The organism is Undibacterium parvum, assembly GCF_003955735.1.
Taxonomy (GTDB): Bacteria; Pseudomonadota; Gammaproteobacteria; order Burkholderiales; family Burkholderiaceae_D; genus Undibacterium; species Undibacterium parvum.
This window is the reverse complement of record NZ_CP034464.1, coordinates 2,938,077-2,963,764: the sequence shown is the minus strand read 5'-3', so window position 1 is coordinate 2,963,764 and position 25,688 is coordinate 2,938,077. Positions and strand designations below refer to the sequence as shown.

At 49.9% G+C, this 25,688-nt stretch carries 27 protein-coding genes; 17 read left to right on the top strand and 10 right to left on the bottom strand.

What is annotated here, in order from left to right:
* Positions 1 to 23 precede the first annotated feature (23 nt).
* The gene (locus EJN92_RS12970) at positions 24 to 1,760 is read right to left on the bottom strand and encodes a proline--tRNA ligase (RefSeq protein WP_126128215.1); all 1,737 of its coding nucleotides are present in this window, start codon (positions 1,758 to 1,760) and stop codon (positions 24 to 26) included.
* 228 nt (positions 1,761 to 1,988) lie between these two features.
* Here EJN92_RS12970 and EJN92_RS12965 point away from each other — a divergent pair, with 228 nt between their 5' ends.
* Together EJN92_RS12965 and EJN92_RS12960 are read left to right on the top strand one after the other, a co-directional pair.
* A complete protein-coding gene (locus tag EJN92_RS12965) occupies positions 1,989 to 2,621 on the top strand; it encodes an RNA pyrophosphohydrolase (protein WP_126128214.1) in 633 nt (210 codons plus the stop codon).
* Entirely contained in the window at positions 2,608 to 3,159 is a 552-nt protein-coding gene (locus tag EJN92_RS12960; RefSeq protein WP_227869532.1) for a CNP1-like family protein, read from the top strand. Before EJN92_RS12965 ends, EJN92_RS12960 begins: the two co-directional genes overlap by 14 nt.
* Before the next feature lie 100 nt (positions 3,160 to 3,259).
* Here the strand turns inward: EJN92_RS12960 and EJN92_RS12955 are convergent, their stop codons facing one another.
* The 4 genes from EJN92_RS12955 to EJN92_RS12940 form a co-directional block, all read right to left on the bottom strand.
* Positions 3,260 to 4,705 carry an NAD(P)(+) transhydrogenase (Re/Si-specific) subunit beta gene (locus EJN92_RS12955; RefSeq protein WP_126128212.1) on the bottom strand — a complete coding sequence of 482 codons (1,446 nt, stop codon included), beginning with the start codon at positions 4,703 to 4,705 and terminating at the stop codon, positions 3,260 to 3,262.
* A complete protein-coding gene (locus EJN92_RS12950; protein ID WP_126128211.1) occupies positions 4,705 to 5,019 on the bottom strand; it encodes an NAD(P) transhydrogenase subunit alpha part 2 in 315 nt (104 codons plus the stop codon). Before EJN92_RS12950 ends, EJN92_RS12955 begins: the two co-directional genes overlap by 1 nt.
* 85 nt (positions 5,020 to 5,104) lie before the next feature.
* Positions 5,105 to 5,467 carry an aspartate 1-decarboxylase gene (gene panD, locus EJN92_RS12945; RefSeq protein ID WP_126128210.1) on the bottom strand — a complete coding sequence of 121 codons (363 nt, stop codon included), beginning with the start codon at positions 5,465 to 5,467 and terminating at the stop codon, positions 5,105 to 5,107.
* A gap of 33 nt (positions 5,468 to 5,500) precedes the next feature.
* Positions 5,501 to 6,616, bottom strand: coding sequence for a Re/Si-specific NAD(P)(+) transhydrogenase subunit alpha (locus EJN92_RS12940; RefSeq protein ID WP_126128209.1), 1,116 nt, complete (start codon positions 6,614 to 6,616; stop codon positions 5,501 to 5,503).
* A gap of 374 nt (positions 6,617 to 6,990) precedes the next feature.
* Here EJN92_RS12940 and EJN92_RS12935 point away from each other — a divergent pair, with 374 nt between their 5' ends.
* The 3 genes from EJN92_RS12935 (at position 6,991) to EJN92_RS12925 (ending at position 10,007) form a co-directional block, all read left to right on the top strand.
* Complete coding sequence (locus EJN92_RS12935) at positions 6,991 to 7,479, top strand: NUDIX hydrolase (RefSeq protein ID WP_126128208.1); 489 nt, start codon at positions 6,991 to 6,993, stop codon at positions 7,477 to 7,479.
* Position 7,480: 1 nt separating this feature from the next.
* Entirely contained in the window at positions 7,481 to 8,578 is a 1,098-nt protein-coding gene (gene mnmA, locus EJN92_RS12930; RefSeq protein ID WP_126128207.1) for a tRNA 2-thiouridine(34) synthase MnmA, read from the top strand.
* Positions 8,579 to 9,077: 499 nt separating this feature from the next.
* Positions 9,078 to 10,007 carry a MurR/RpiR family transcriptional regulator gene (locus EJN92_RS12925; RefSeq protein ID WP_126128206.1) on the top strand — a complete coding sequence of 310 codons (930 nt, stop codon included), beginning with the start codon at positions 9,078 to 9,080 and terminating at the stop codon, positions 10,005 to 10,007.
* 73 nt (positions 10,008 to 10,080) lie between these two features.
* Here the strand turns inward: EJN92_RS12925 and EJN92_RS12920 are convergent, their stop codons facing one another.
* From EJN92_RS12920 to EJN92_RS12905, 4 genes are all read right to left on the bottom strand, one after another.
* Positions 10,081 to 10,599 carry a carboxymuconolactone decarboxylase family protein gene (locus EJN92_RS12920; protein ID WP_126128205.1) on the bottom strand — a complete coding sequence of 173 codons (519 nt, stop codon included), beginning with the start codon at positions 10,597 to 10,599 and terminating at the stop codon, positions 10,081 to 10,083.
* Positions 10,600 to 10,709: 110 nt separating this feature from the next.
* Positions 10,710 to 11,258 carry a peroxiredoxin gene (locus tag EJN92_RS12915; RefSeq protein ID WP_126128204.1) on the bottom strand — a complete coding sequence of 183 codons (549 nt, stop codon included), beginning with the start codon at positions 11,256 to 11,258 and terminating at the stop codon, positions 10,710 to 10,712.
* 206 nt (positions 11,259 to 11,464) lie between these two features.
* Positions 11,465 to 13,393 (bottom strand): PAS domain-containing sensor histidine kinase, encoded by a 1,929-nt coding sequence (locus EJN92_RS12910; RefSeq protein WP_126128203.1) that lies wholly within the window; start codon positions 13,391 to 13,393, stop codon positions 11,465 to 11,467.
* A gap of 2 nt (positions 13,394 to 13,395) precedes the next feature.
* A complete protein-coding gene (locus EJN92_RS12905; RefSeq protein WP_126128202.1) occupies positions 13,396 to 14,691 on the bottom strand; it encodes an HD-GYP domain-containing protein in 1,296 nt (431 codons plus the stop codon).
* 200 nt (positions 14,692 to 14,891) lie between these two features.
* Here EJN92_RS12905 and asd point away from each other — a divergent pair, with 200 nt between their 5' ends.
* From asd to bfr, 6 genes are all read left to right on the top strand, one after another.
* On the top strand, positions 14,892 to 15,749 hold the full coding sequence (asd, locus tag EJN92_RS12900) for an archaetidylserine decarboxylase (protein WP_126128201.1): 858 nt from the start codon (positions 14,892 to 14,894) through the stop codon (positions 15,747 to 15,749).
* 248 nt (positions 15,750 to 15,997) lie between these two features.
* Positions 15,998 to 16,204 carry a hemin uptake protein HemP gene (hemP, locus tag EJN92_RS12895; RefSeq protein WP_126128200.1) on the top strand — a complete coding sequence of 69 codons (207 nt, stop codon included), beginning with the start codon at positions 15,998 to 16,000 and terminating at the stop codon, positions 16,202 to 16,204.
* A gap of 137 nt (positions 16,205 to 16,341) precedes the next feature.
* Positions 16,342 to 16,653 carry a hypothetical protein gene (locus EJN92_RS12890; protein WP_126128199.1) on the top strand — a complete coding sequence of 104 codons (312 nt, stop codon included), beginning with the start codon at positions 16,342 to 16,344 and terminating at the stop codon, positions 16,651 to 16,653.
* 25 nt (positions 16,654 to 16,678) lie between these two features.
* Positions 16,679 to 16,918, top strand: a complete 240-nt coding sequence (locus EJN92_RS12885) for a (2Fe-2S)-binding protein (protein WP_126128198.1) — start codon at positions 16,679 to 16,681, stop codon at positions 16,916 to 16,918.
* Positions 16,919 to 16,938: 20 nt separating this feature from the next.
* The gene (locus EJN92_RS12880; protein ID WP_126128197.1) at positions 16,939 to 17,616 is read left to right on the top strand and encodes an energy transducer TonB; all 678 of its coding nucleotides are present in this window, start codon (positions 16,939 to 16,941) and stop codon (positions 17,614 to 17,616) included.
* A 94-nt stretch (positions 17,617 to 17,710) separates the two neighbouring features.
* Positions 17,711 to 18,187: a bacterioferritin gene (bfr, locus tag EJN92_RS12875; RefSeq protein WP_126128196.1), complete on the top strand. Its 477-nt coding sequence runs from the start codon at positions 17,711 to 17,713 to the stop codon at positions 18,185 to 18,187.
* A 56-nt stretch (positions 18,188 to 18,243) separates the two neighbouring features.
* On the opposite strand, the gene EJN92_RS12870 is transcribed toward bfr, so the two are convergent.
* Positions 18,244 to 18,852, bottom strand: coding sequence for a glutathione S-transferase N-terminal domain-containing protein (locus EJN92_RS12870; protein WP_126128195.1), 609 nt, complete (start codon positions 18,850 to 18,852; stop codon positions 18,244 to 18,246).
* A gap of 289 nt (positions 18,853 to 19,141) precedes the next feature.
* On the opposite strand from EJN92_RS12870, the gene purB reads away from it, so the two are divergent.
* From purB to EJN92_RS12840, 6 genes are all read left to right on the top strand, one after another.
* Positions 19,142 to 20,569, top strand: a complete 1,428-nt coding sequence (gene purB, locus EJN92_RS12865) for an adenylosuccinate lyase (RefSeq protein WP_126128194.1) — start codon at positions 19,142 to 19,144, stop codon at positions 20,567 to 20,569.
* 299 nt (positions 20,570 to 20,868) lie between these two features.
* Positions 20,869 to 23,049, top strand: coding sequence for a TonB-dependent receptor plug domain-containing protein (locus EJN92_RS12860; RefSeq protein ID WP_126128193.1), 2,181 nt, complete (start codon positions 20,869 to 20,871; stop codon positions 23,047 to 23,049).
* Positions 23,050 to 23,143: 94 nt separating this feature from the next.
* On the top strand, positions 23,144 to 23,671 hold the full coding sequence (locus EJN92_RS12855; protein ID WP_126128192.1) for a cytochrome b: 528 nt from the start codon (positions 23,144 to 23,146) through the stop codon (positions 23,669 to 23,671).
* A gap of 52 nt (positions 23,672 to 23,723) precedes the next feature.
* Entirely contained in the window at positions 23,724 to 24,299 is a 576-nt protein-coding gene (locus EJN92_RS12850) for a YceI family protein (RefSeq protein ID WP_126128191.1), read from the top strand.
* Positions 24,300 to 24,393: 94 nt separating this feature from the next.
* Entirely contained in the window at positions 24,394 to 24,963 is a 570-nt protein-coding gene (locus EJN92_RS12845; protein WP_126128190.1) for a YceI family protein, read from the top strand.
* A 167-nt stretch (positions 24,964 to 25,130) separates the two neighbouring features.
* The gene (locus EJN92_RS12840) at positions 25,131 to 25,562 is read left to right on the top strand and encodes a MarR family winged helix-turn-helix transcriptional regulator (RefSeq protein ID WP_126128189.1); all 432 of its coding nucleotides are present in this window, start codon (positions 25,131 to 25,133) and stop codon (positions 25,560 to 25,562) included.
* Positions 25,563 to 25,688: the final 126 nt, after the last annotated feature.

Below are 25,688 nucleotides of genomic sequence, written 5' to 3'. Positions count from 1 at the left end.
AAAATATACTCCATCCCTGTATATTATTTCCCAGCCAATTTCGCCAGGATGAAGGACAGCATATCTGGCACGGCGACGGCAGTAGCTTCGGTATCGCGACGACCCTGATATTCGAGCATGCCATCCTTCAAGCCACGGTCACCAATCACGATGCGATGCGGTACCCCGATCAATTCCCAATCGGCGAACATGGCACCCGGACGTTGACCTCTATCGTCCAGAATCACATCGACACCGGCCGCCAGCAATGCTGCGTACAAGCTCTCGACTTGTTCTTTGACTGCTTCGCTCTTATCCATCCCCATAGGGCAAAGCACGACTTCAAACGGCGCGATCGCGGTAGGCCAGATGATGCCCTTATCATCAAAATTCTGTTCTATCGCCGCGCCCAAGATGCGTGTCACGCCTATGCCGTAACAACCCATTTGCAAGAATTGTGGCTTGCCGTTTTCATCCAGGAAAGTAGCTTTCATGGACTCGGAATAGCTAGTGCCGAGCTGGAACACGTGACCAACTTCTATCCCACGCTGTATCGCCAAGACGCCTTTGCCATCGGGTGAGGCATCACCCGCCACCACATTACGCAGATCAGCGACTTGCGCTTCGGGAAGATCGCGACCCCAGTTGGCACCGGTAAAATGGAAATCGGCCTCATTCGCGCCACACACAAAATCGCTCATCATGGCAACCGTACGGTCCGCCACGATCTTGACTGGCAAGCTGGTATTGATAGGACCGAGGTAACCTGGACGGGTACCAAAATGTTCGACGATTTCGTCTTCGGTGGCGAAGCGGTTATTTGCCAGACCAGGGATTTTGCTGACCTTGATTTCATTGAGTTCATGATCACCGCGTAGCAGCAATAACCAGACTTGTTTATGTAGGGCGCCCTTCTCTTCAGTTTCTACCGTCAGCACGATAGACTTCACGGTGGATGTCAAAGGAATCGCCAACAACTCAGCCACATCTTCACATTTGGCTTTGCCTGGGGTCGCCGTTTTAGTTAGCGCAGCGCTGGCAGCAGCGCGCTCACCACTTGGTGCCACGGCCTCGGCCGCTTCCATATTCGCAGCGTAATCCGAACTTGGGCAATACACGATCGCATCTTCGCCGGTATCGGCGATCACGTGAAACTCGTGCGAACCGGAACCACCGATAGCGCCATTGTCAGCCGCCACGGCACGGAACTCCAGGCCAAAGCGTGTAAAAATACGCGTGTAAGCATCAAACATCACTTGATAAGACTGCTTCAGACCATCTACATTGCGATCGAAAGAATAAGCATCCTTCATGGTGAACTCGCGCCCACGCATCAAGCCAAAACGTGGCCGGCGCTCATCACGAAACTTGGTCTGGATATGATAAAAATTCAGTGGCAACTGACGATAAGATTTGATCTCGGAGCGTACTACGTCGGTAATCACCTCTTCTGAGGTAGGCTGGATCGCGTATTCACGCCCGTGGCGGTCTTTAACACGCATCAGCTCCGGGCCCATCTTGTCCCAGCGGCCAGTCTCTTGCCATAACTCGGCAGGCTGCACCACTGGCATCAACATCTCGATCGCATTCGAACGATTCATCTCTTCGCGCACGATATTTTCCACTTTGCGAATCACGCGCAAGCCCATAGGCATGTAGTTGTAGATACCGGAACCGAGACGCTTAATCATGCCGGCACGCATCATCAATTTATGGCTGACGATTTCTGCATCGGCAGGAGCTTCTTTCAAAGTGGAAATAAAAAACCTTGTAGCACGCATGACAATGATTCTTTTCAAAAATAGAGGGTTATAATCATCTCAATTTTAAAGGATTAGTTGGCTAATGCGCCTACTCTTTGCATATTTGATGATGGAAACTGCGCCTTATTTGCATTTTTATGTGATGAACACCGTGTTCCATAGTGAAAATACACGATAAATCACGCACGACATCATTTGACATTTCAGGAGCACGCCGTTTAGCCGCAGAAAGTATTGAGGTTGAACATGCTAGATCGTGAAGGCTTTCGGCCTAACGTAGGCATCATATTGCTCAATGCGAGCAATGAAGTTTGGTGGGGCAAGCGGGTACGCGAACATTCTTGGCAGTTTCCTCAAGGTGGTATCAAGTACGGCGAATCTCCGGAACAGGCCATGTTTCGCGAACTGGAAGAAGAAACCGGTTTGCGGCCTGAACACGTCAAGATCATAGGTAGAACCCGTGACTGGCTGCGCTATGAGGTGCCGGATCATTTCATCAAGCGTGAAATTCGCGGGCATTATCGTGGCCAAAAACAGATCTGGTTTCTGTTGCGCATGGTAGGACGCGATTGCGACGTCAATCTGCGTGCCAGCAATCACCCTGAATTTGACGCCTGGCGTTGGCATGATTATTGGGTACCTTTAGATGTGGTGATAGAGTTTAAGCGTGGCGTGTATCAACTCGCCCTGCAAGAATTATCGCGCTTCATCCACAGAACCGATCATCCGGGCGCACAACGCAAACCTGCGCGCAGCGTGGAGGCAAGCTTAGAAGATGCCGCCGCAACTAGCCTGCAGTCGATACAGACTAGTGTCAGCATAAGCATAGACATCACAACGAGTGCAAGCAATGAAGATGGCAAAGATGAAGCAAAATAGACGATCTGAACTCCACCTAGCGCTGCCACTGCCAAAACGTATTTTGGCAGCGCTGGCTCTTAGCGGCTTGACGCAACTAGCCTTGGCAGCGACTAGTCGCGACATAGAAGAGGAAGTCAACAAAGAATGGCAGGAAATTGCGCTCACTTTGCCGGCCGCACCGGTGGCAGAAAATTTGCTGGCGTTTTATGACAGTGGCAGTCAGGCCTTTTTTATCGATGCCAAATCCCTGAGCGTGAATAGCGATGGCAGCGTACGCTACACCCTGGTCTCAAATAGCAGTGGTGGTGCCAAGAACATCAGCTATGAAGGGATACGCTGCCAGACTGGTGAAAAAAAACTATACGCCTTTGGCCGCAGTGACGGTAGCTGGTCAAACTCGCGTCGAGATCAATGGGAGAGAATTTCCGACGCTGGCGCGAATAAGCAACACAACACCCTGTTCTACGATTATTTCTGCGAAGGCAAAAGCACCGCAGGAAAAGCCGAACAGATCATCACGCGCATCAAACACAAGCAAGTGCTGAAGTCATTTTAAGTTCCGATTTTAAGTTTCACTTCAGAGCGACGAAAAAAATGCCCAAGAAATAAAAAAGCCCTCTCAAAATTTGAGAGGGCTTTTTATTGGGGCTTAAGACTTAATCGATCGCCTTGACCATGTCTTCAATGACCTTCTTGGCATCGCCAAACACCATCATGGTTTTATCCATGTAAAACAATTCATTGTCCAAACCGGCATAACCGGAGGCCATAGAACGTTTGTTGACGATCACCGTCTTCGCTTTGTAGGCTTCCAGAATTGGCATACCGGCAATCGCTGATTTTGGATCTTTAGCGGCAGGATTCACCACGTCATTGGCACCCAGCACCAGCACTACGTCGGCTTGCGCGAACTCGTTATTGATGTCTTCCATCTCAAACACCTGATCGTAAGGTACTTCCGCTTCTGCCAACAAAACGTTCATGTGGCCAGGCATACGACCCGCCACAGGATGGATCGCATACTTAACCGTGATACCTTTATGTGTCAGCTTCTCAGTCAATTCTTTCAGAGAATGCTGAGCACGGGCCACGGCTAAGCCATAACCAGGAACGATGATGACGGTCTCGGCATTGCCCAGTAAGAAAGCGACGTCATCGGCCGAACCAGATTTTACCGGACGCTGTACCTGTCCACCTGCCGCTGCCTCTACCGGAGCACCACCAAAGCCACCCAGTAAGACATTGAAGAAGGAGCGGTTCATCGCCTTACACATGATGTAAGAGAGAATTGCACCGGAAGATCCGACCAGCGAACCGGCAATGATCAACATCGAGTTATTCAAAGAAAAACCGATACCGGCCGCAGCCCAACCAGAGTAACTATTGAGCATAGACACCACCACCGGCATATCAGCACCGCCGATAGGGATGATGATCAATACACCCAGTACAAAGGCGATCGCGGCCATCAAGACAAACGGCAACCAGGCTGGCGCAGTACCAGGAGCGAAGCAAAACATCAGGCCGAAACCCAGCATCGCCAAAGCCAGCAATAGGTTCAACATATGCTGACCGGCAAAACTAACTGGCGCCCCCTGGAACAGGCGGAATTTATATTTACCCGATAATTTACCGAAAGCGATGACCGAACCTGAGAAAGTAATCGCACCGACAAAGGTACCGATAAACAACTCAAGACGATTACCAAACGGGATCGCCGCATCGCGTGCCGTGATATTGAAAATCCAAGGCTCAGCCACCACTGCCACCGCGATACAGACCGCTGCCAGACCGATCAGGGAATGCATCGCTGCCACCAGTTCAGGCATCTTGGTCATCTCTACCCGTTTCGCCAGCGTGGCACCGATACCGCCACCGACCACCACGCCTAGGATTACCAGGCCATAACCGAGGCCAGAGCCAGATGCTTCTGATTTGAGCTTCACGATCAAAGCGATCGTGGTGAACGCCGCCAGCGCCATACCCGCCATACCGAAGGCGTTACCACGTCTTGCGGTAGATGGATGCGACAAGCCCTTAAGCGCCTGAATAAAACACACTGAGGCGATCAGGTACAACATTGTGACCAAATTCATACTCATTATTTGATCTCCTTGGCGGCAACTTTAGGTTCTTTTTTCTTAAACATTTCCAGCATGCGCTGGGTCACCAAAAATCCACCAAACACGTTCACTGCGGCCAAAGCCACGGCAACCGTGCCCATTACCTGCGCCAGCAAGCCTTCAGTCAGACCGGCGGCCAACATGGCGCCGACAATGATGATGGCAGAAATGGCATTGGTCACCGCCATTAAAGGCGTATGTAAAGCTGGGGTAACGGTCCAAACCACGTGGTAACCGACGTAAATCGCCAACACAAAAATGATGAGGTTGGTAAGGGTATGACTAACTTCCATGATGTCCTCTCTGTTAAATTTATTGATAAGGCTTAGACATGCAATTTTAATTAACCCGCATTAATCTCTGCGAACATCTGCGAGATTAATAGGCTTTCAGACTAGTGATCTGATTCTTGCCATCCACAAACACCACTTTCGGCTTGAAGCTACTTGCTTCTTCATCCGTCATCGGTGCGTAAGTACAAATAATCATCAGATCGCCCAGTTGTACACGACGTGCTGCTGCACCGTTTAAGGAGATTTCACCGCTACCGCGTTTGCCTTTGATGACATAGGTGGAGAAGCGTTCGCCATTGTTAACGTTGTACAGCTCAATTTGCTCATGTTCCTTGATGTCGGCGGCATCGAGCAGATTTTCATCGATACCACACGAACCTTCGTAGTGGAGATCGCACTGGGTGACAGTTGCGCGATGAATTTTGGCGCGTAGCATATTTCTTTGCATGGTAATTCCTAATTCCGTATTTCTATTTCAGTATTATTTTTTAAGTACTTCGCCGCCGGCACAGACCAGTGTGGCAGCGATGATTTCATCTTCTTTATTGATCACCAGCGCCGCATCCTTATCGATGATCAGCTTGAGGAAATCAAGTACGTTGCGGGCATACAAGGCTGAGGCGTCGGCCGCCAGCAGGGTCGCCAGATTTGGCTCACCTATGATATGCACGCCGTACTTGGTGACCGTCTTGCCTAGTTCAGAGAGTGGGCAATTGCCGCCCTGCTCGACCGCCATATCGACGATCACCGAACCTGGTTTCATGGCCTTGACGGTTTCTTCCGAGATCAGGATCGGTGCTTTGCGCCCTGGGATCAAGGCGGTGGTGATGATGATGTCGGCTTGTTTGGCGCGCTCATGCACCAAGGCCGCTTGACGTGCCATCCACGCTGCTGGCATAGAGCGGGCGTAACCGCCTGCGCCTTTGGCGATCTCGCGCTCTTCATCGGTTTCGTAAGGCACGTCGATAAATTTCGCACCTAATGATTCGACTTGCTCTTTGACCGGAGGTCTTACATCCGAGGCTTCAATCACGGCCCCCAGACGTTTGGCCGTTGCGATCGCCTGCAAACCAGCTACGCCTACGCCCATGATCAGGACACGCGCGGCTTTAACGGTGCCGGCGGCAGTCATCAGCATAGGCATGAAACGTTGATAGGTATTGGCCGCCATTAACACGGCTTTGTAACCGGCGATATTGGCTTGGGATGACAAGACGTCGAGCGACTGCGCACGGGTAATACGCGGTGCCGCTTCGAGTGCAAAAGCAGAGATGCCGTGTGCGGCCATCGCTGCGATATTCTCAGCATCAAAAGGATTGAGCATACCAACCAGTACCGTACCGGACTTGATCAGGGCACGCTCTTCTGCCGATGGCGCTCTGACCTTGAGGATCAGTTCTGCAGCAAAAGCTTCAGCCGCAGTGCCGATTTGGGCACCGGCAGCTTGATAAGCTTCATCGGTAATGCTGGCAGCAATACCTGCACCGGCTTGCACGATCACGCTGTGCTTAGCTGCAACATATTTTTTTATGGTTTCTGGGGTCGCCGCTACACGCGTCTCGCCCGGCCGGCTCTCGGCGGGAATGCCGATTCTCATAGACTTACTCCTTGGTTTGCAATTTGAAAATTCTTACCCGAATCTTACATTTGATATTCGACAACAATATTACACGCAAAATGTTTTTTAGCACAACCGTTCGAATTTTTACTCATTTACCAATGTTTACTAACTTAGCGAGTAAATATGACTTTGGCATTAACTAGGGAAAACATCCGAGAGCCAATAAGCATAAGGCTTTCCAGCCGATTAACTAGTTTGGCTAGGCTAGTATTCTACAAATTCATGTGCTTCAACAAGAATAAAATCATCCAATATACAAATTTAGCATTAGCTAATTTTTCGTCAAATTTGCTAGTTTCGCACATATTATTTGATGTCAAAGTAAAATGTCGCACTATTCGAAAGCAGCTATGTCAATAATCTGGAAGCCCTCCGTCACGGTCGCGGCCATCATTGCCCGCAAAAATGGCAATACCCATGAGTTTTTCATGATAGAAGAACAGACCCCCGACGGCCTACGTATCAATCAGCCGGCAGGTCATCTTGATCCGAATGAAACCCTGGAACAAGCGGTGATCCGCGAAACTCTGGAAGAGACCGCCCATGATTTCGCACCGACCGCCTTAATTGGTAGCTATCTGTCGCGTTATGTTTCGGCCAGCACCGGCGAGCAAAATACGTATCTGCGTTTTGCGTTTACCGGTCAGCTAGGCGCGGCACATGCGCGGCCACTGGACACCGGCATACTGCGTACCCTGTGGATGACGCAGGAAGAATTAATCGCGTCGCAAGAACGCCATCGCAGCCCCCTGGTGATGCAGTGTGTGAATGATTACCTGCAAGGCCAGCGCGCGCCGCTGTCGCTCTTGTTTACGCACGCTAGTGCACTTGGAGTTTAAATTGAGTAAAAAAAGAGTAGTGATAGGCATGTCGGGCGGGGTCGATTCTTCGGTCTCGGCCTGGCTATTGAAAGAGCAAGGCTACGAAGTCATCGGCCTGTTCATGAAAAACTGGGAAGATGATGACGATTCCGAATACTGCTCGACCCGCGAAGACTGGATCGATGCGGTCAGCGTGGCCGACGTCATCGGTGTCGATATCGAGGCGGTGAATTTTGCCGCCGAATACAAAGACCGGGTGTTTGCCGAATTCTTACGCGAATATCAGGCTGGCCGCACACCGAATCCCGATGTGCTGTGCAATGCCGAGATCAAATTCAAGGCCTTCCTGGATCACGCCATGAAGCTGGGCGCAGACTACATCGCCACCGGCCATTACGCCCGCGTGCGCGAAGTGCAAGGCCAATTTCAATTGCTCAAAGCGCTCGATGCCAGCAAGGATCAAAGTTATTTCCTGCACCGCTTAAATCAGGCGCAACTGGCCAATACCCTGTTCCCTTTAGGTGAAATTCAAAAAACCGAAGTGCGTAAAATTGCCGAACAATTGCAATTGCCAAACGCCAAAAAGAAAGACTCAACCGGCATCTGCTTCATCGGTGAACGTCCTTTCCGCGACTTCCTGAACCGCTATCTGTCCTACACGCCGGGCGACATGAAGACGCCAGAAGGTCTGGTCATCGGTCAGCATGTCGGTCTGAGTTTCTACACTTTGGGGCAGCGCAAGGGCATAGGCATAGGCGGCATCAAATCGCATCAAAATGCCGATGGCAGCAGCGATGCCTGGTATGTGGCGCGCAAAGACATAGTCAGCAATACTCTGTACGTGGTGCAGGGACACGATCATCCGTGGCTACTTTCCTCCTCCTTAGAGGCGGCGCAAGTGAGCTGGGTGGCTGGACACGCGCCTGAGATCAGCGATTTATCTGCCAAAACCCGCTATCGCCAAGCCGACATGGCTTGCAGCTTTAGCGGTAACCAGCAAGAATTTCAGCTCGCTTTTGCACAGCCACAATGGGCCGTCACCCCCGGCCAATCGGCCGTGCTCTATGATGGCGACGTCTGCCTAGGCGGCGGCATCATCAATAGCTCGGCTGTCTAAAGACCAGAGCAATTGCAAAAACTACCAGGCTCAGCGCGCATACTCCATGCGCCCTGGCTTGGGCTGCTTTTAAAAATCTTAGCGCTCAGCCAGCCGCCAGATCAACAGCATTTCGCTAAGCACGCCAAATTGATTCAATTTAGGCAAAAATACATACTCCCCCGTTATTTTGAATAACCATAGCGATCGCACATACATTACGCGGGCAAAAAAATATACCCACTGGGAGTATATATAGGCACTGCAATTCGACTGAGAAAAAGCAGAATTATTAGTGGAAATGCTTGAAAAATTCAGAAGAAAATTTCTCCATTTAGGTTTACTCTACGGTGTTTTCTGCTCGCACAGGTGCGTGACTTGCTTTGTTGGCTGATAGAGCAACAAATGCACACTTCCCAAGAAAAATAGCGCGCAGATCGATTTGATGTACTTCATTTCTTTACAATTAATAGAGATGAAATTATATTTACATTTCCAATTCCATCGGTGCTTGCTCCTCATGATACATTTAGACACACCCACACCCGGCGGTACCGTTAACGCCCGCATAGGCAAGGTCTATTTAAGCCTGTCCAAGGCGCATAGAAAAACCGCTGATTACGTCTTGTCGAATGCGTTTCGCTCCGCCACCATGTCGATTGATGAACTTGCCAATTCGGTCGGGATTTCTATCGCCACCGCGAATCGCTTCGCACGCGCTTTGGGCTTCGATGGCTATCCGCAATTTCGTGCCGAACTGGTCTGCGGTTTTGAAGCGATGCTAGCCCCTATCGACAATCTGCGCACAGAAGTACAGCGGCCGGCCACTAGCACCGAGATTATCGGTGACTCGCTCAGTGAAGACATGGCCAATCTGGAAGCGACCCGACGCGGATTATCGCCAGACCTTTGCAACCAGGCCGTGCGCATGATCTTGAACGCCGAGCGCATTTACATCGTCGGTTATGGTGCCAGCGCATTTTTGGGCGGTTTGATGGCGCATGGCCTAGACCCGTTTTGCGACACCATTCAATGCACAGTAGGCTCAGGCGGACCTTCGCATGTGGCGCGTCAGTTATTTAAATATACGCCGCGTGATCTGGTGATCGGTATCTCCTTCCCGCGCTACGCCGAAGACGTCATCACCATGCTGCGCCAGGTCAGAGAAAAAGGCGTGCCTGTGCTGGCACTGACCGATGTCCCTAGCTCACCACTGGCTTCGCATGCCAATGTCACGCTGTACGCACAAACCCGACGTCAATTTTCACCCAACTCTGAAGGTGCCGCACTGTGTCTGATAGAAGCGATTTGCAGTGCGGTTGCGCATCAAGCCAAGTCGCCGGTACATTCGGCCTCGGAAATGACTAAATTTGTCATGCCCTGGCTCTATCAAGGCAGCACGCCAGCATCGCGCAAAACGTCTCTGGTTGATACCACAGAGCCGGAATAAACGAACCGAATTAGCGCTGGCGATAACAAAAAAGCTGACTAAAAAGTCAGCTTTTTTTATTTTCCGAGTGCGCTTATTCGGCCGCAATCACTTGTGCCGCCGCGTTAATCACGGCAGCGATACGCCCCACATCGCGCAATTGCACGGTAGACATACCTTCTTTTTTCAATAGCTCAAAGTGCGATTTCACGCAAAAATGGCATTTGCCGACCACAGAAGCGGCCAGCGCATACATTTCAAAACGACGCTTATCGACGCCGCCATTGGTGGCGTAGGCATTCATGCGCAACTGCGCTGCCTGGGTTTTCATATCGGCGTCGTCCGTCATTTCGACGAATGGATACCAGATATTATTCATGCCCATCAGTGCAGAAGCGGTCAGCGCTGCATGGACTTCTTCCGGGCTCATCGCGCCACTGGCTTTGATGATGTCGATGATGGGCTTACTCTTGGCGGCGAAGGCTGACGCCAGCGCCACACCAACTGCATCACTGCCCTCTAAGCTGGAGCGGGCTATCGTGCCATCGATATTCAAACGGATATCCTTGGCATAATCGGGAATCAAATTTTTAATTAAAGTCAAGAATTCCATAGTATTTTCCTATCAATAAGAGATTTTAAAACCCGCCTCAGCGGGTTTCATCGTAGCGCTAAGCACATTGCTGAGCTTAGCTTACTTTTTCACCAGCACTAGTCTAGCGATTACAGCGTTGCGCCGCCTACTGTACGATTGCATGGGCACAGTTCGTCAGTTTGCAGACCATCCAAAATACGCAGGATTTCTGTAGGGTTACGGCCAACATTCAGGTTGTTGACAGAAACGTGCTGAATGACATTGTCTGGATCAACGATGAAAGTTGCGCGCAAAGCCACGCCAGCGTTCACATCACGGACGCCTAACATGTCAACCAAAGAACCGGTTGCATCACCAAAAGCGTAGTGATTCAATTTATCCAGATCTTTGTGTTCACGGCGCCATGCCAATTTGCAAAATTCATTGTCAGTAGAACCGCCCATCAAGACTGCATCGCGCTCAGCGAAATCATTCGCCAATTTAGCGAATTCTACGATTTCAGTTGGGCATACGAAAGTGAAGTCTTTTGGGTAGAAATAAATGATTTTCCATTTACCTGGGAAAGACGCTTCGGTGATGTCTTCAAATGCGGACACGCCGTTTTCTTCGTGATGATTAAAACCTGGCTTAGCAGCAGCAACTTTAAACGCGTCGAGTTTTTGACCTACAGTTTTCATAAAATTCTCCTGATTGGGTATTGCAATAAGTACTATAAATAAGTGCCACAAATAAGCGCTACAAAATGACCGTAAGGCTTACAACGGCGATAAGCATATCACTATGATTTTTAAATATCCAATAGATTATAACTAACAAGCCATTAGCTAAAAAATATCCCTATTCAGCTTTAGTTTTGCATTCTAGCTGTCGCTGGCAGACTGCCTTAATTGTCACTAAGCCGGTGTGCGCCAGCCACTAGCGTGAACCAAAAAAGTGTACCCCGCCCTTCTTCGCTCTCGAAACCGATTTCGCCTCCCATTTTTTCTATGAGCGTTTTAGAAATATTTAAGCCCAAACCAGTGCCGCCTTGCTGACGGGTATCGCCATCATCGGCCTGCGCAAATTTACTAAAGATACGCTCCCGAAACGCCAAGGGGATGCCACTGCCCCTATCTTCAACCTCGACCCGGAAAGTGGCGTCTTGCGGCATTATTCTTATCTCAACGAAATCACCGGAGGGTGCGAACTTGGCTGCATTCGAGAGTAAATTGGCAAATACTTGCATCAGTCGATTGCTGTCACCATTTACCCAGGCATGTTCAGGATGCACGCCAAGACGATATTCCACAGAAAAAGTCTGGGCATAGGCCGCATTGGCTTCCAGCGCCTGATGCGTGATCGCCATCAAATCCAATCTGTCGACGCTGATGGCCATATTGCCGGAGGCGAGTTTTTCCATATCCAGCAAATCATTGACCAAGACGCCCAGACGCTGGCTATTCTTATGCGCTATTTTGACCAGATCCATAATTTTTAGAGGCAGAACCCCGCCTATGCCATGCTCTAGCAAACTGAGCGCGCCGCGAATCGAGGTGAGCGGTGTGCGCAATTCATGGCTCACCATAGAAATAAAATCGGCTTTGAGACGGTCGGCCTTACGCTGCTCAGTCAGATCGAGCACAAAACCTACCCACTCGACGCGAGACCCCTCCAGCTGTGCCAGACCGACCATCACGGGCAGTGTGCTTCCATCCTGGCGCATGAGCTCTACTTCAAAAGGCTGCGCCTGACCATGCGCTCTTAGCTCTAACATGGCGGCCTGGTAGTCAGCATGACTATCAGGCGCGGTCAGCGCTAGCCAATCGAGACCAGTGGCGATGAATTCCTTACGACTTACTCCTAGTAATTGAAGTAAGACTTCATTGGCCTCAGTCAAGCGGCCATGGATCTCGCCCTGCATGATGCCGATCAGACTAGAGTTAAGCAATCTGCGCAAGCGCGACTCACTCACTTGCAGTGCCTCCAGCGTGCGGGTTTTTTCCAGGCTGGCCAATTCAGCGGCATCGCGCGCTGCCAGTAGATCGGTCTCCACTTTTTTCATGGCGGTAATATCGCGTACGCTAAAGACTCGCCCGATCAGACGATCACGTAAAAATTCAGGCTTGGAGACGCAGACAAAATAACGCCCATCACTGAGCGCCAGCAGATCTTCGGTTTCCATTTGCGGTGCTGATACGACCTGCTCCAGACTATCTGAAAAACCCTTGCCATCGATCAGACAAGAGCGCAAATAGGCCATGGTGGCCACGCTACTGCGCCCCACTAAAATATCTTCAGGCAGGCTCCACAGTGTCGCGAAACGTCGGTTTAAGTTGACCACCTTGCCGTCTAAATCCAGCGCCATGATGCCTTCGGCGGTGGCATCCATAGAGCTTTGTAATTGCGATGCCAATTGCACTTGCTGCTCTTCGATCAGACGCCGGCGGGTAATATCTTCGGCATGGATGATCCAAAAATTTTTGCCATTTTCAGAAAAGTGCGAAACCCGTTTTTCCACATGAAAAGAACTGCCATCACTACGCATCCATTCGGTCTCTGCGACGCGGCTCAGTTTAAGCGCAACAACCTGCTTTAAGTCCTCCCAAAAAAACACATCGAGCAAAGAGCATTCGACCTTCGCCAAGGCTTGCCCCAATAACTGATCACGGGTATAGCCCAGCATCTGACAAACATTTTGATCGACGTAGAGCAAGACTAATTGTTCAGCATCGACCACCATGATGGCATCTTTAGAATGCTCTATCACGTGGCGCATCAGGGCATCACTAAGATGTCCGGGATTGCTATTGAGCGCTAATTCAGCCTGGTCCATGTTTAGCCTACTTGAGCCGCAACACTGCTTTGCGATTTTTTCGATTGTGAATCCACATAGTAATTGACTCGTTTGCGCGGATTCAGATAGTCAAAGATAGCCCGTGGTAGTAAACCCGGGCGAATACTGGCGCTGATGCCCAGATCCTGATTTTCTACCGCCAAATCAAGAATAATTGCCTCGTCCTTAGGAATCTCTTCGTCGTACACCATAATGCGTGGACGTAGCGGCTTACCCACGTTCACATTCATCACCAGGCCAATCGCCTCATTCGATAGACGCACCAGGGTCCCGGGTGGGTACACGCCCAGGCTTTTTACCAGAGTAGCCATGGCCGTCGGATCAAATTGCGCGCGTCTATGCGCATACATAGACGACAAAGCTTCATGCGGCGTCAATGATTGATTTGGATCGACGTGATTGCACAAATTATCGTAGACATTCGCGATCGTCACGATGCGGGTAGGCAGGCGTATCGCCTCGCCTTTCAATTTTAATGGGTAACCACTGCCATCGAGGTATTCATGATGCGCCGCCATCACCTCCAGCACAATTTTAGGCATACCGGCTTTTTGTCCCACCTCTACCCCGTATTGGGTATGCAATTCAAAAAAATTCTGCTCGGGCTTAGTCAGTGGCGAGGTCTTATTTACGATATTGTCTGGCACATTAACCTTACCAAGATCATGAAACAAACCGGCCATCCCTACCGATTTTATTTGCGACTCAGTGCATTTCATCTCATGCGCCAGCATCATCGCCAGCACAGAAACATTGAGGGAGTGAAAATACAATTCTTCACTGCCCGCAGTTTGCTGTATCAGATGCATGACCGCGTCATTTCCATTTAAAAACACATCAGCAATACTATCGACCAATTTACCCGCCTCGAGTATGGTCTCGGCCGGCTGGGAAAATATCATTTTGTTGATGTTTTTGACCACGGTGGCTGCATGCACAAATTTTTCTTCGCAGCGGGCAATTTCGGCGCGCTGTGCTTGCAATTTTTCAAAACGCGCTTGTTTGGCCGCGATCATGCTATCGAAGACCTTAATATCGCTTTCTGATGCAGGTGCTTGCGTAATCGAAGCGCTAGGAGTCACCGAGACGGGGTCGGTTTTTGCTGGGATATAGCGTACTTGCTTAAGTTTAAGCGCACGTAAATCGAGGATTTGTTGCTCGTTAGTGATTTTAAATGAACTCATGGGAAAGGAATGCTGAAACCAGCTCAGATCGAGCTTGATGAACATACCTATCCGGACTTGGTCTATCGCGATGAGTTGGGTATCGTCCGCCATGACGCCTTCATTAAATTTAACGAGTCGAATGCAGTGCTAGGCAGAGAGCATACCTTTTTTATCCATGCTCAACTAGCAAGTCTGAATTTAATTGTAGGTGATATATCTTATTCTGGCTATTTTCTTAGTCTTGCGCTTTTCATGGACGGCAAGACTTCGCGGTTATAATCGCAACTTCCTCAGCTTAAAGGTCCTCTATCGTGTCTGATCGCCTTGCCGTATTGCCGCAGTATTTACTTCCAAAACGTGCTATTACCGAGTTACTCGGAACAGGTGCGAATGCCCAGGCGGGCCAACTGACGACACGCGTAATACGCTGGTTCGTCGCTCGATATAAAGTCAATATGGCAGAGGCGGCTAATCCAGACATCAGCAGCTACACCAGTTTCAATGAGTTTTTCACCCGACCTTTACGTGCCGATGCCCGTCCACTACACGCCAGTAAATTTGTCTGCCCTGTCGATGGTGCGATCAGCCAATTCGGTGCGATCAAACAGGGGCAGATTTTCCAGGCCAAGGGACACGATTACTCTGCCACGACCCTAGTCGGCGGCGATAGCGCCTTGGCTGATAAATTCAGCGATGGCAGTTTTGCCACTATCTATTTGAGCCCGCGTGATTACCATCGTATCCACATGCCTTGCGATGCCAAGCTAACGCGCATGATTTATGTGCCAGGTGACTTATTCTCAGTCAATCCCACCACCGCCCGTGGAGTACCCGGCTTATTTGCCCGCAATGAAAGGGTGGTATGCGTGTTCGATACCGAGCAAGGGCCTTTTGTACTCACTTTAGTCGGCGCCACCATCGTGGGCAGCATGGCAACCACCTGGCATGGCATAGTCAATCCACCACGTAGTAAGCAAGTGCGCGAATGGCGCTACGACGATCAAAATATACGCTTCAAAAAAGGCGATGAAATGGGCCGTTTTTTACTCGGCTCTACCGTGGTCATGCTATTTCCTAAGAATACCCTGGAATTTAATACCAGTTGGAGCGCCGCCGCTGCCGTGCGCTTAGGCGAGCAGATGGGTGATACGCCAAGCAAACTAGCTTAAGCAAGCACTCAGCATTACTCGCAGCGCAGCACGCAAACCGGGCAGAATTTTCTGCCCGGTTTTTTTACGCCTCAACTTAATTATTAAGCTAAGCATAAGTAACCCGCAATGCGCTAGTCCCACATTGCTATTTAACCAACAAATAAACACTCTTTTATGGTCTCTTTTCAAAAAAGTTCTTGCAAATCAGCGCTGCTTACATAATAATCTAAATAAGAATTGTTCTCGTTTAGATTAAGGAGTGGAAAATGGCCTCAGAAACATCCGCACTGAGCAAGCCCATACAGCTTAGCCAGACCAGCGTACGCCCCAGCCCGGCGACCTTGGGTAAAGATATTTTGCGATTGAAAAGCTGCGAACTGATGCAGCAAATGCGCGAAGTAGAGATAGACCACGAAGGCAGAATTTATCGCTTGCGTGTCACTCAGTTAAACAAACTGATTTTGACCGCTTAGTCTTTAGAAGAAAACTGTAACTCAACAGCCAGCCATCTCAGACTTCGAACTCAGATCATGCAAACGTCGCCACCTAGATTCGAAATTACTTCTGAAGCAAGAGCGCTAGCCAGACCATATTCCTTAAGGAGAGTTTGATGCTAAGCGCAAATCCAGATTTTTTCGTGGCAGGTCAACAGCCTGCGCAGCCCGAATTATTGCTCGCTGCTGTTTTGCATCTGATGTCGCATTACACCGCCAATAGCGCGCTGGAAGCAGGTTCCTGCGTCAAGCTGGCATCGGTGATAGAGCGCCATTTAAAGATACTGGCAGATTTACCTGAATTGGCACCGGTGTTAAGTGCTACTTGCCAGCAATTATCCGAACAATGGGCAGCCTTAGTTGAGCGCAGTTTGCCGCAGCAAAATAAATTGACACTGCTGGCACGTTTAGTCGGTGCCAGCCGCTAGTCCAGTATTTTTTGAGAGATTAAAAATGATAGTTTGTGTTTGCAACAACGTTTCTGAATCGAAAATTCGTCTCGCGGTAGAAGCCGGTATCTCTACCCTGGCCCAATTACGCAGCGATTTAGAGGTTGGTAGCTGCTGCGGAAAATGTCTAAGCTGTGCGCGCCAGGTCATGCGTGACTGCCAGCAACAGGCACTACCGCAAGCACTGGTGAGCCATCCTTTACATTTCCAAACGTCGCGCACTGCACTGAACATGGCGGCCTGATCAATTTTGTGAGAACCAGCATGACCCTAACTATGAATCCGCACGATCAGCCCGCTAGCAAAACACGGCACTTGGCCATGCTGGCAATTGTGCTTGGGCATTTACTATTACTCTATGCCTTGCAACAAGGCGCTTTTGTTAAAGTCGCGCAAGCCATCCCCAAAGAGATTTTCATTAATGTAGTGGAAATGGCGCAGGCAGAACCGCCCAGCGCCTTGCCACCACCGCCCTTGAGCAAGCCTCTGACACCACCACCTAGTTTTATCGCACCGCCTCCTGAAGTGCAGGTCTTGGCGCGCAGCACGCCCGACAATGCAATTACAGCCGCCCCGGCGCAGACCATCATCAGCAAGCCAAGTAGCGAAACCAGTAGCATCGTCGCCAATACTGCGACCAGCAACGCCACCGCAGCGCCACCAAAATTGGTCAGCGGTGTTGAATATTTACAAGCACCGCAAGCCGATTATCCAGCGCTCGCACGCCGCATGGGAGAGGAAGGTAAAGTAAGTTTGCTAGTCTTGGTCAATGAAAAAGGCCGCGCTGAAAAAGTGGAAATACAAAAATCTTCTGGCTCACATCGATTAGATGAAGCAGCTCGCGTCGCGCTGATGCGTGCCTTGTTCAAGCCGTATATTGAAGACGGCAAGGCGCTCATGATGTTGGCCACCGCAACGATAAGCTTCAGCCTCAACGGATAGTCGTTTCAACAAACACTGACTTGTTCATCCTGATGGTTTTGTACTAAGATGGTAGCTGCTAATTAGCTCAATCATCTTTTCCTCAGGAGTTCCCATGAAAGGCGACGCCAAAGTCATTAAACTGCTGAACGCTCAATTAACCAATGAGCTCAGTGCAGTTAATCAATATTTCCTACATGCACGTATGTACAAGCATTGGGGTTTGGCGAAAATAGCCAAGAAAGAATATCAAGAATCCATAGGCGAAATGAAGCATGCCGATAAGTTGATAGATCGTATCTTGATGCTAGGCGGTCTACCAAATCTGCAAGCCCTGCATAAATTGATGATAGGTGAAGATACGCCAGAGATGTTGCAGTGTGATCTGAAGCTAGAAATGGCCGCGCAGAAAACGGTCAAGGAAGGAATTGCCACCTGCGAACTAGCGGCGGATTATGTCTCGCGCGAGCTGTTCCAAATGATACTCGACGACACCGAAGAGCATATCGATTGGCTAGAAACGCAAATCGAATTAATCGAAAAAATCGGTCTACAAAATTATTTGCAGGCGCAAATCTTGGATGATGAGTAATCTAGGGTTCCAATAAAAAAGGGAGGCATCGCCTCCCTTTTGCTTTACCTGCTCAATTACTCAGGTAGGCTATCCTTGAACGAAGCGCGCTCAGACATCTTTTCAAATAGCTTCAGCAGATTCGGATAATCACCACGCCAGTCAATTTCCGGGAAGCGAAACGACAACCAGCCCAGAGTGCAAACCACGCTGATATCGGCCAGGGTCAGATGATTACCTGAACAAAATGGCGCCTCCCCTAATCCGCTGGACATGGATTTTAAACCTGCGTTGACCTTTTGCATCTGACGCGTAACCCATGCCTCACTTTGCAGTTCTGGCGGGCGTTGGGTACGTTCAAGACGGATCAAAATAGCGGCATCGGCGACGCCATCGGCCAGCGCTTCCCAGCATTTAATTTCGGCACGACCGCGACCGTTGGCGGGAATCAGCTTACCAACCGGGGTTAAGGTATCGAGATATTCTACAATCACGCGCGAATCAAACATCGAGCCGCCATCTTCCATCACCAGGCAAGGTACTTTACCCAGAGGATTTGATTCTTGTATCGCGGTATCTGCAGCCCAGACGTTTTCAAGTATCAGATCGCATTCAAGTTTTTTTTCCGCCAGCACAACACGGACTTTTCTAACGAAGGGGCTGGCGAGAGAACCAATTAGTTTCATAGTAGCTTTGATAATTATTTAATCATGATTATAGCATTGCAGCGCAGCATTCTCGTCCCTTAAGCGAGCCAATCACAGGCAAGCGCAGATGCCATAGTGGCTGGCTAATGGTAAAATCCCCTATTCTGCGTAAAAACTTAAAAAATCAGCTCGAATTAGTCGTTTTTGACCATTTTGGCAACAAATAGTATCTTAATCGATTTTAGGTTTTTGTGGTTTTTTACGCAATGCACGTAAGATTTTTTCGCTCTGCCGCTTTTCATTCATCCTTTACACCGAGTCCAAGATCATGTCCCTATCTACTCTTTCCGCCCTGTCCCCGCTCGACGGTCGTTATGCCAGCAAAGTCGACGCTCTGCGCGCCACCCTCTCGGAAGCGGGTTTCATGCGCCACCGTGTCAAGGTCGAGGTCTCTTGGTTGCAAGCCCTGTCGCTGGCTGGTTTTAGCGAAATCAAGCCGTTTTCGGCGGCTGCCTCAGCCCTGCTAGATCAAGTTGTGACTAACTTTTCAGAAGACGACGCTGCCCGCATTAAGTCTATCGAAGCGGTGACGAATCATGATGTCAAAGCGGTCGAGTATTGGCTAAAGGAGTCGGTAGGTCTGCCATTACCAGACAGCTATGCCCACTTGCCAGCACGCACGCTCAACATTGACGCCGCCATCACGCAAGAATTGAAAGCGGCCGCAGAATTCATCCATTTCGCCTGCACCTCCGAAGACATCAACAATACTTCGCACGGCATGATGTTGAAATCTTCGCGTGACGAAGTGATGCTGCCAGCCCTGCAAAAACTCATCGCACGTCTGAGCGAAATCGCCCGTGACAATGCCGACGTCCCTATGCTGTCGCGCACGCACGGCCAGACCGCCAGCCCAACCACTTTGGGCAAAGAAATGGCTAACGTAGTAGCGCGTCTGCAACGTGCTATCAAGCGCATAGAACAAGTAGAAATTCTGGGCAAGATGAACGGCGCCGTGGGTAATTACAATGCCCATCTGGCGGCCTACCCTGGCTATGACTGGGAAGGTTTCTCCAAGAACGTGATCGAGCAGCGTTTGGGCTTGACCTATAACCCTTACACCATCCAGATCGAGCCACACGATTACATGGCCGAAATGTTCGATGCCTTTGCCCGCGTCAACACCATCTTGCTCGATTTAAATCGCGATATCTGGGGTTATATTTCAGTCGGTTATTTCAAACAAAAAACCAAGGCCGGCGAAATTGGCTCTTCCACCATGCCGCATAAAGTTAACCCTATCGACTTCGAAAACTCCGAAGGCAATCTGGGCTTGGCCAATGCTTTGCTCAAGCATCTGTCGGAAAAACTGCCTATCTCTCGCTGGCAACGTGACCTGACCGATTCTACGGTCTTGCGCAATATCGGCGTCGCTTTCGGTTACACCCTACTGGCCTACGACAGTTGCGTACGCGGTCTGAACAAGTTGGAAACCAATCCTGTACGTCTGGCCGAAGATCTGGACAATACCTGGGAAGTGCTGGCTGAACCAGTGCAAACTGTGATGCGTCGTTATGGCGTAGAAAACCCTTACGAACAATTGAAAGAACTGACACGCGGCAAGGGCATCTCGAAAGACGCTTTACGTGAATTTGTTTTAGGTCTGTCGATTCCGCAAGACGCCAAAGACTTGCTGCTGGCAATGACACCGGCCAACTACATAGGGATTGCGGCGCAATTGGCAAAAGCCATTTAAGTCGTTTTAGATCGATTGCGCTTTAGCGCAAAACGGGGTTCCGGTCACGCGACCGGAACCCCGTTTTTATTCTGCGCAACAATCGGATCAAGGGCCAATCCCGACATATTTGTAGTGGCAAGCCAAGACGCAAGCCCCATGCGGCTTAGCGGCCATGCAGGCTGGCGAGCCGCATGGACTATGCGCGAGCGCCCAGGTGTTTTTGAACTTTTCGCCGCTTCTTGCATCCTATACATCAGGCCTTGCCCTACGTGGCACACCTGATTAACTCTACGTTACTTCTTACTACCGACTCACCCATGCCTCCAGTCTTGAATTTTACCTCACCTGCCTTTTACAGCCTCCTCAGCCTACTTCCGCTCTCTTGTTTTGCTGCCGAATTACTGCCAGAAAATCCTCTGCCCCAGAGCGTAGAAATCAAGGGCGGCAATAGCGCCAACAATGAGCGCCAGCGGGCTAGCGCCAGCAAGAGCGTGCTGAGCCGCGAGGAGATCACGCGTTACGGCGACAGCAATCTGAGTGAAGTATTAAAGCGCGTGCCCGGCATCACCATCAGCAATTCCAGCGCACGCGGCAGCGAGGTACAGATGCGTGGACTAGGCAATGGCTACACCCAGATTTTGCTCAACGGCGAGACTACACCGAATGGTTTTTCCATCGATAGTATCGCCCCCGATCTGATCGAACGCATAGAAGTGATGCGCACCGCGACCGCAGAATTTAGCACGCAGGCGATCGCCGGTGCCATCAATATCATCTTAAAAAAATCGATACTATCCGCGCAGCATGAAATTAAATTGGGCTTGGCTGAAACACGTGATCAAGTCTCGCCGAATCTCTCTTTACTCCTCTCGGATCGTAACGGCAGCTTGTCGTATACGGTCGCGGCGAATCTACAGAGGCAATTGCGCGCCAACACCGAAATTCTCGATGAGACCGGTTTTGACCAGGCTGGTCAACTCTATCTGCAAAGACATACGGTGATGGAAGAGCGCATGACACGCGATGAAATCAGTCTGGCTCCGCGTCTGATCTGGAAGCTGGAAAATGGCGATAGCTTAACGTCGCAAAGTTTGCTCAGCAGCGGCCACATCAATGACATTAAAGACCGGCTAGAGAGCAGCGCCTTGAATACGCCTTCAGAGTTCCCGCTCAATCACAGCAATTGGAATGCCTACACCAAGACCCTGCGCAGCGATCTGAACTGGTTGCGCAAATTAGACGACAGCGCCAAACTCGATAGCAAATTCGGCATTAATCTTAGCCATCGCGACACCGACTTTGATTTCCAGGGTTTTAATCTGGCAAAGGCTTTAGTCGGACGCCATCTGGTCACCTCTGCTATCGAGGATCAAGCACTGACGCTCAGCGGCAAATATACTGCCCCCTTCATCCCCAATCATGCGCTGATACTGGGCTGGGATGGCAGCCTGATACAGCGCAGCGAAGACCGGGTAGAGCGCATGCTTGATGGCCTAGGCCAAACCAGCTCCAATAGCAATGAAGACTACCGTGCCAACGTCAAGCGACTCGCCTTATTTGTTCAGGATGAATGGGACATCAGTCGTACCTGGAGCGCATCATTAGGGATGCGCTGGGAAGGCCTGCAGACCAACACCAGCGGCAACGTACTGAGCCAAGTGGAAAACCGCTCCAGCGTGCTTAGCCCACTACTGCAGACAGTCTGGAAACTCTCTGAACTAGAAAATCAGCAACAACAAGTACGGCTGGCATTGACGCGTACCTACAAGGCGCCCACCACCACCAGCTTAATCCCACGACGCTACACCAGCGACAATAATAATAACCCCACCAATCCGGATACTCAGGGCAATCCGCAACTACGTCCAGAATTGGCCTGGGGCCTGGACGCCGCCTTTGAACAATATTTCGGTGCTGGCGGCTTTTTCAGCGCCAGCGCCTATCTGCGCAAAATTGATGACGTGATCCTCGATCATTTATCACAACAGAACGGCACCTGGATCAGTACGCCTGCCAACAGCGGTCAGGCGCATATTCGCGGCCTTGAACTTGAACTAAAATGGCCCTTGCAAAGCAGCTTCGCCAGCGCCCCAGCGATTACCGTCAGCGCCAATCTGAACCGCAACTGGTCGCGCGTAGAACAAGTGCCTGGTCCCGACAACCGACTGGAGCGACAAACCCCGTTCAGCGCCAATCTAGCCGTAGATTATAAAGCGAGTGCGCAATTGAGTATGGGCGGCACCCTCAGCTATACCCAGGGCGGTCAGCTACGCGTCTCGGCGCAGCAGCAAGCCTATACCAATCAACGCAGCCAACTGGACGCCTATGCGGCATGGAATCTGGATCAACAAAGTCTGCTCAGACTCAGTCTCAACAACCTGCTAGCACAGGATAAATTAAGCCTAGACCAGTATCAAGATCAGCAAGGCGGGCGCACATTAAGCACCACTGCGCCTAGTTACCGAACGCTGAGGCTGCTACTCGAGCACAAATTTTAGTCGCATCCCCAAAAACCAAGTTCCAACACGAGGGAACTTTTTTTGTTATTATTAGTCCTACCTCGAACTAATTATGCTTTTACTAGGAGCTTTTATGCAAAGTTATAGTCGTTTGACGATGTTACTACACTGGCTAGTCGCCCTCCTGATCGTGGCCGCCTTTGCGCTTGGAAGTGTCATGACCGACATGAAAATCAGTCCGAGCAAATTGCAATATTATTCCTGGCATAAATGGCTGGGGGTGACCGTCTTGGGCTTGGTTGCACTACGTCTCATTACCCGTCTGTTGACTGGCGCACCGGACTATCCAAACAGCATGAAAAAATGGGAGCGGCAATTGGCTGCTGCCACTCACGGTTTTTTATATGCGCTGATGTTCGCGGTGCCACTGTCTGGCTATTTGTACACCTATGCCGCCGGTTTTCCTGTGGTGTATCTCGGCCTATTTGAATTACCCGCTTTGATAGGTCCCAACCCAGAGCTCAAACCCCTGCTCAAAGAAGTGCATGAGGCACTCACCAGCGTGATGCTGGTGGTGGTCGGCTTACATTTCGCTGCTGCTTTAAAACACCACTTCATCGATAAAGACGCTATTTTTCGACGCATCTTGCCGCTGCAATAAAGTCGCAAGTTTCTCTATTTTCAGAATTCTCCCCATAAAACCAGGACAACTCATGCTCACATTTTCCTCTATTTCTAAACGCAGCCAGTTAGGCATTGCCGCTATCGGCCTGGCATTCGCCATTCCTGCGTTGGCGGCGATTGCCAAAATCGACGAGACCAAAAGTAGTGTAGGCATAGTGTTCAAACAAATGAATGTGGCGGTGGATGCTAAATTTAAAAAATTTAACGCCAACATCGATTACAACGCCGCAAAACCAGAAAGCTCAAAAGCAAGCGTCGAGATCGATCTCCATAGCTTTGATTTAGGCGACCCGCAATACAATGCCGAAGTGCTGAAAAAAGAATGGTTTAACGCCGCCCAATTCCCTAAAGCCAGTTTCGTCTCGACCAGCATGAAAGCCGGCGCCAATGGCCAACTAGAGGTCGTCGGCAATCTCAGTATCAAAGGAAAAACTCTACCGACCCGCTTCTCTTTGAGCGTGAAGAATGTCGGTGCGACTCAAGTGTTCGACGGCAGTTTGCCTATCAAACGTCTGGCCTTCAATATCGGTGAAGGCGAATGGAAAGACACCTCTATGGTGGCAGATGAAGTACTGATTAAATTTCACGTAGTAACAACGCAGTAAGCATGCAACAAGCATGCAGTAACAAGCACGCATTAACAACGCAGCACTGATTATTCCCCTCGATTTCTTACCAGCTACTCCAAGGATATTTAACATGAAACTAAACCAATTTTTCGCCGCAGCCTTAGTCCTCGCCGCCGCTCCTGCCTTTGCGCAGACCTACTCCATCGATCCTAGCCATACCTATCCTAGTTTCGAAGCCGATCACATGGGCATCTCTTTCTGGCGCGGAAAATTCAATAAGAGCAGTGGAAAAATCACCCTCGATCGCGCCGCAAAAACCGGTACGGTTGACATCACTATCGACATCAATTCGATTAATTTTGGAATGGCGGACATGGATAAGCATGCAAAATCCAAAGATATTTTCAATGCTGAAAAATTCCCGACTGCGGTCTACAAAGGCACGTCTATACAATTTAACGGCGACACCCCAGTGGCGGTGCAGGGCGAATTTACTTTGATGGGCGTCACAAAACCACTGACGCTGACCATCAATAAATTCAAGTGCATCATGCATCCTATGCATAAGAAAGAAGCTTGCGGCGCAGACGCCACGGCAGAATTCAAACGCAGTGACTTCGGTCTCGACTATGGCATCGCCTACGGTTTCTCACCTGATGTTAAATTATCGATACAAGTAGAAGCAATTAAGGCGAACTAATAGGTTCAGTATCTGACCTAATATCAGACCTAATATCAGACCTAATATCAGACCTAATATCAGACTCAATGTCAGCCTCAATACCGTCTCAACAATAGTATTCAGATTAATCGCTACTTGGGCCCACGCCCAAGTAGCGCAAGACATACCAATCACCACGTTTGAGCATGAATAAACGCTATCTACGCAGCATACGTCTACTCGCCGAATGTATGCAATTGTTTGAAAAAACCTCCTCGGTACGCGTGCGTGCGCATGGTTTTACCGAGTCGCAATTCGATATTATTGCTACGCTAGGCAACACTCAGGGCATGAGCTGCAAAGAGTTAGGCGAGAAAACCCTGATCACCAAAGGCACCTTAACCGGGGTGCTCAAGCGTCTGGAGCAAAAAGGTTTTTTGCAACGTAGCGCGAGTAGCGAGGACCGTCGTCAGCAATTAATACAACTCACGCCCCTCGGCGAACAAAGCTTTGCAGATATTTTCCCGCAAGTGGTAGCGCAAGGCAGTGAGTGCTTCAGCGACTACCGTGAAGCCGATTTTCTGGCATTGGAACAGGAATTACTCAAGCTAAAGGGCAAGCTGCAGCAGCACCCCTAACTGAACTTAAAATAATACTCCCCATGAGTATTATTTATTTGCGCACATACTGTATGCGCAAAGAGCCCATTTATATAAATTTTCTGGGGAGTATGCTTTAAATCTGAAAAATAATGGCAACTTGCA

Coding starts and splice junctions, on each gene's coding strand:
- EJN92_RS12970 (WP_126128215.1), bottom strand. CDS start 1,760: ATGCGTGCTACAAGGTTTTTTATTTCCACTTTGAAAGAAGCTCCTGCC.
- EJN92_RS12965 (WP_126128214.1), top strand. CDS start 1,989: ATGCTAGATCGTGAAGGCTTTCGGCCTAACGTAGGCATCATATTGCTC.
- EJN92_RS12960 (WP_227869532.1), top strand. CDS start 2,608: ATGAAGCAAAATAGACGATCTGAACTCCACCTAGCGCTGCCACTGCCA.
- EJN92_RS12955 (WP_126128212.1), bottom strand. CDS start 4,705: ATGAGTATGAATTTGGTCACAATGTTGTACCTGATCGCCTCAGTGTGT.
- EJN92_RS12950 (WP_126128211.1), bottom strand. CDS start 5,019: ATGGAAGTTAGTCATACCCTTACCAACCTCATCATTTTTGTGTTGGCG.
- panD (WP_126128210.1), bottom strand. CDS start 5,467: ATGCAAAGAAATATGCTACGCGCCAAAATTCATCGCGCAACTGTCACC.
- EJN92_RS12940 (WP_126128209.1), bottom strand. CDS start 6,616: ATGAGAATCGGCATTCCCGCCGAGAGCCGGCCGGGCGAGACGCGTGTA.
- EJN92_RS12935 (WP_126128208.1), top strand. CDS start 6,991: ATGTCAATAATCTGGAAGCCCTCCGTCACGGTCGCGGCCATCATTGCC.
- EJN92_RS12925 (WP_126128206.1), top strand. CDS start 9,078: ATGATACATTTAGACACACCCACACCCGGCGGTACCGTTAACGCCCGC.
- EJN92_RS12920 (WP_126128205.1), bottom strand. CDS start 10,599: ATGGAATTCTTGACTTTAATTAAAAATTTGATTCCCGATTATGCCAAG.
- EJN92_RS12915 (WP_126128204.1), bottom strand. CDS start 11,258: ATGAAAACTGTAGGTCAAAAACTCGACGCGTTTAAAGTTGCTGCTGCT.
- EJN92_RS12910 (WP_126128203.1), bottom strand. CDS start 13,393: ATGGACCAGGCTGAATTAGCGCTCAATAGCAATCCCGGACATCTTAGT.
- EJN92_RS12905 (WP_126128202.1), bottom strand. CDS start 14,691: ATGGCGGACGATACCCAACTCATCGCGATAGACCAAGTCCGGATAGGT.
- hemP (WP_126128200.1), top strand. CDS start 15,998: ATGGCCTCAGAAACATCCGCACTGAGCAAGCCCATACAGCTTAGCCAG.
- EJN92_RS12890 (WP_126128199.1), top strand. CDS start 16,342: ATGCTAAGCGCAAATCCAGATTTTTTCGTGGCAGGTCAACAGCCTGCG.
- EJN92_RS12885 (WP_126128198.1), top strand. CDS start 16,679: ATGATAGTTTGTGTTTGCAACAACGTTTCTGAATCGAAAATTCGTCTC.
- EJN92_RS12880 (WP_126128197.1), top strand. CDS start 16,939: ATGACCCTAACTATGAATCCGCACGATCAGCCCGCTAGCAAAACACGG.
- bfr (WP_126128196.1), top strand. CDS start 17,711: ATGAAAGGCGACGCCAAAGTCATTAAACTGCTGAACGCTCAATTAACC.
- EJN92_RS12870 (WP_126128195.1), bottom strand. CDS start 18,852: ATGAAACTAATTGGTTCTCTCGCCAGCCCCTTCGTTAGAAAAGTCCGT.
- purB (WP_126128194.1), top strand. CDS start 19,142: ATGTCCCTATCTACTCTTTCCGCCCTGTCCCCGCTCGACGGTCGTTAT.
- EJN92_RS12860 (WP_126128193.1), top strand. CDS start 20,869: ATGCCTCCAGTCTTGAATTTTACCTCACCTGCCTTTTACAGCCTCCTC.
- EJN92_RS12855 (WP_126128192.1), top strand. CDS start 23,144: ATGCAAAGTTATAGTCGTTTGACGATGTTACTACACTGGCTAGTCGCC.
- EJN92_RS12850 (WP_126128191.1), top strand. CDS start 23,724: ATGCTCACATTTTCCTCTATTTCTAAACGCAGCCAGTTAGGCATTGCC.
- EJN92_RS12845 (WP_126128190.1), top strand. CDS start 24,394: ATGAAACTAAACCAATTTTTCGCCGCAGCCTTAGTCCTCGCCGCCGCT.
- EJN92_RS12840 (WP_126128189.1), top strand. CDS start 25,131: ATGAATAAACGCTATCTACGCAGCATACGTCTACTCGCCGAATGTATG.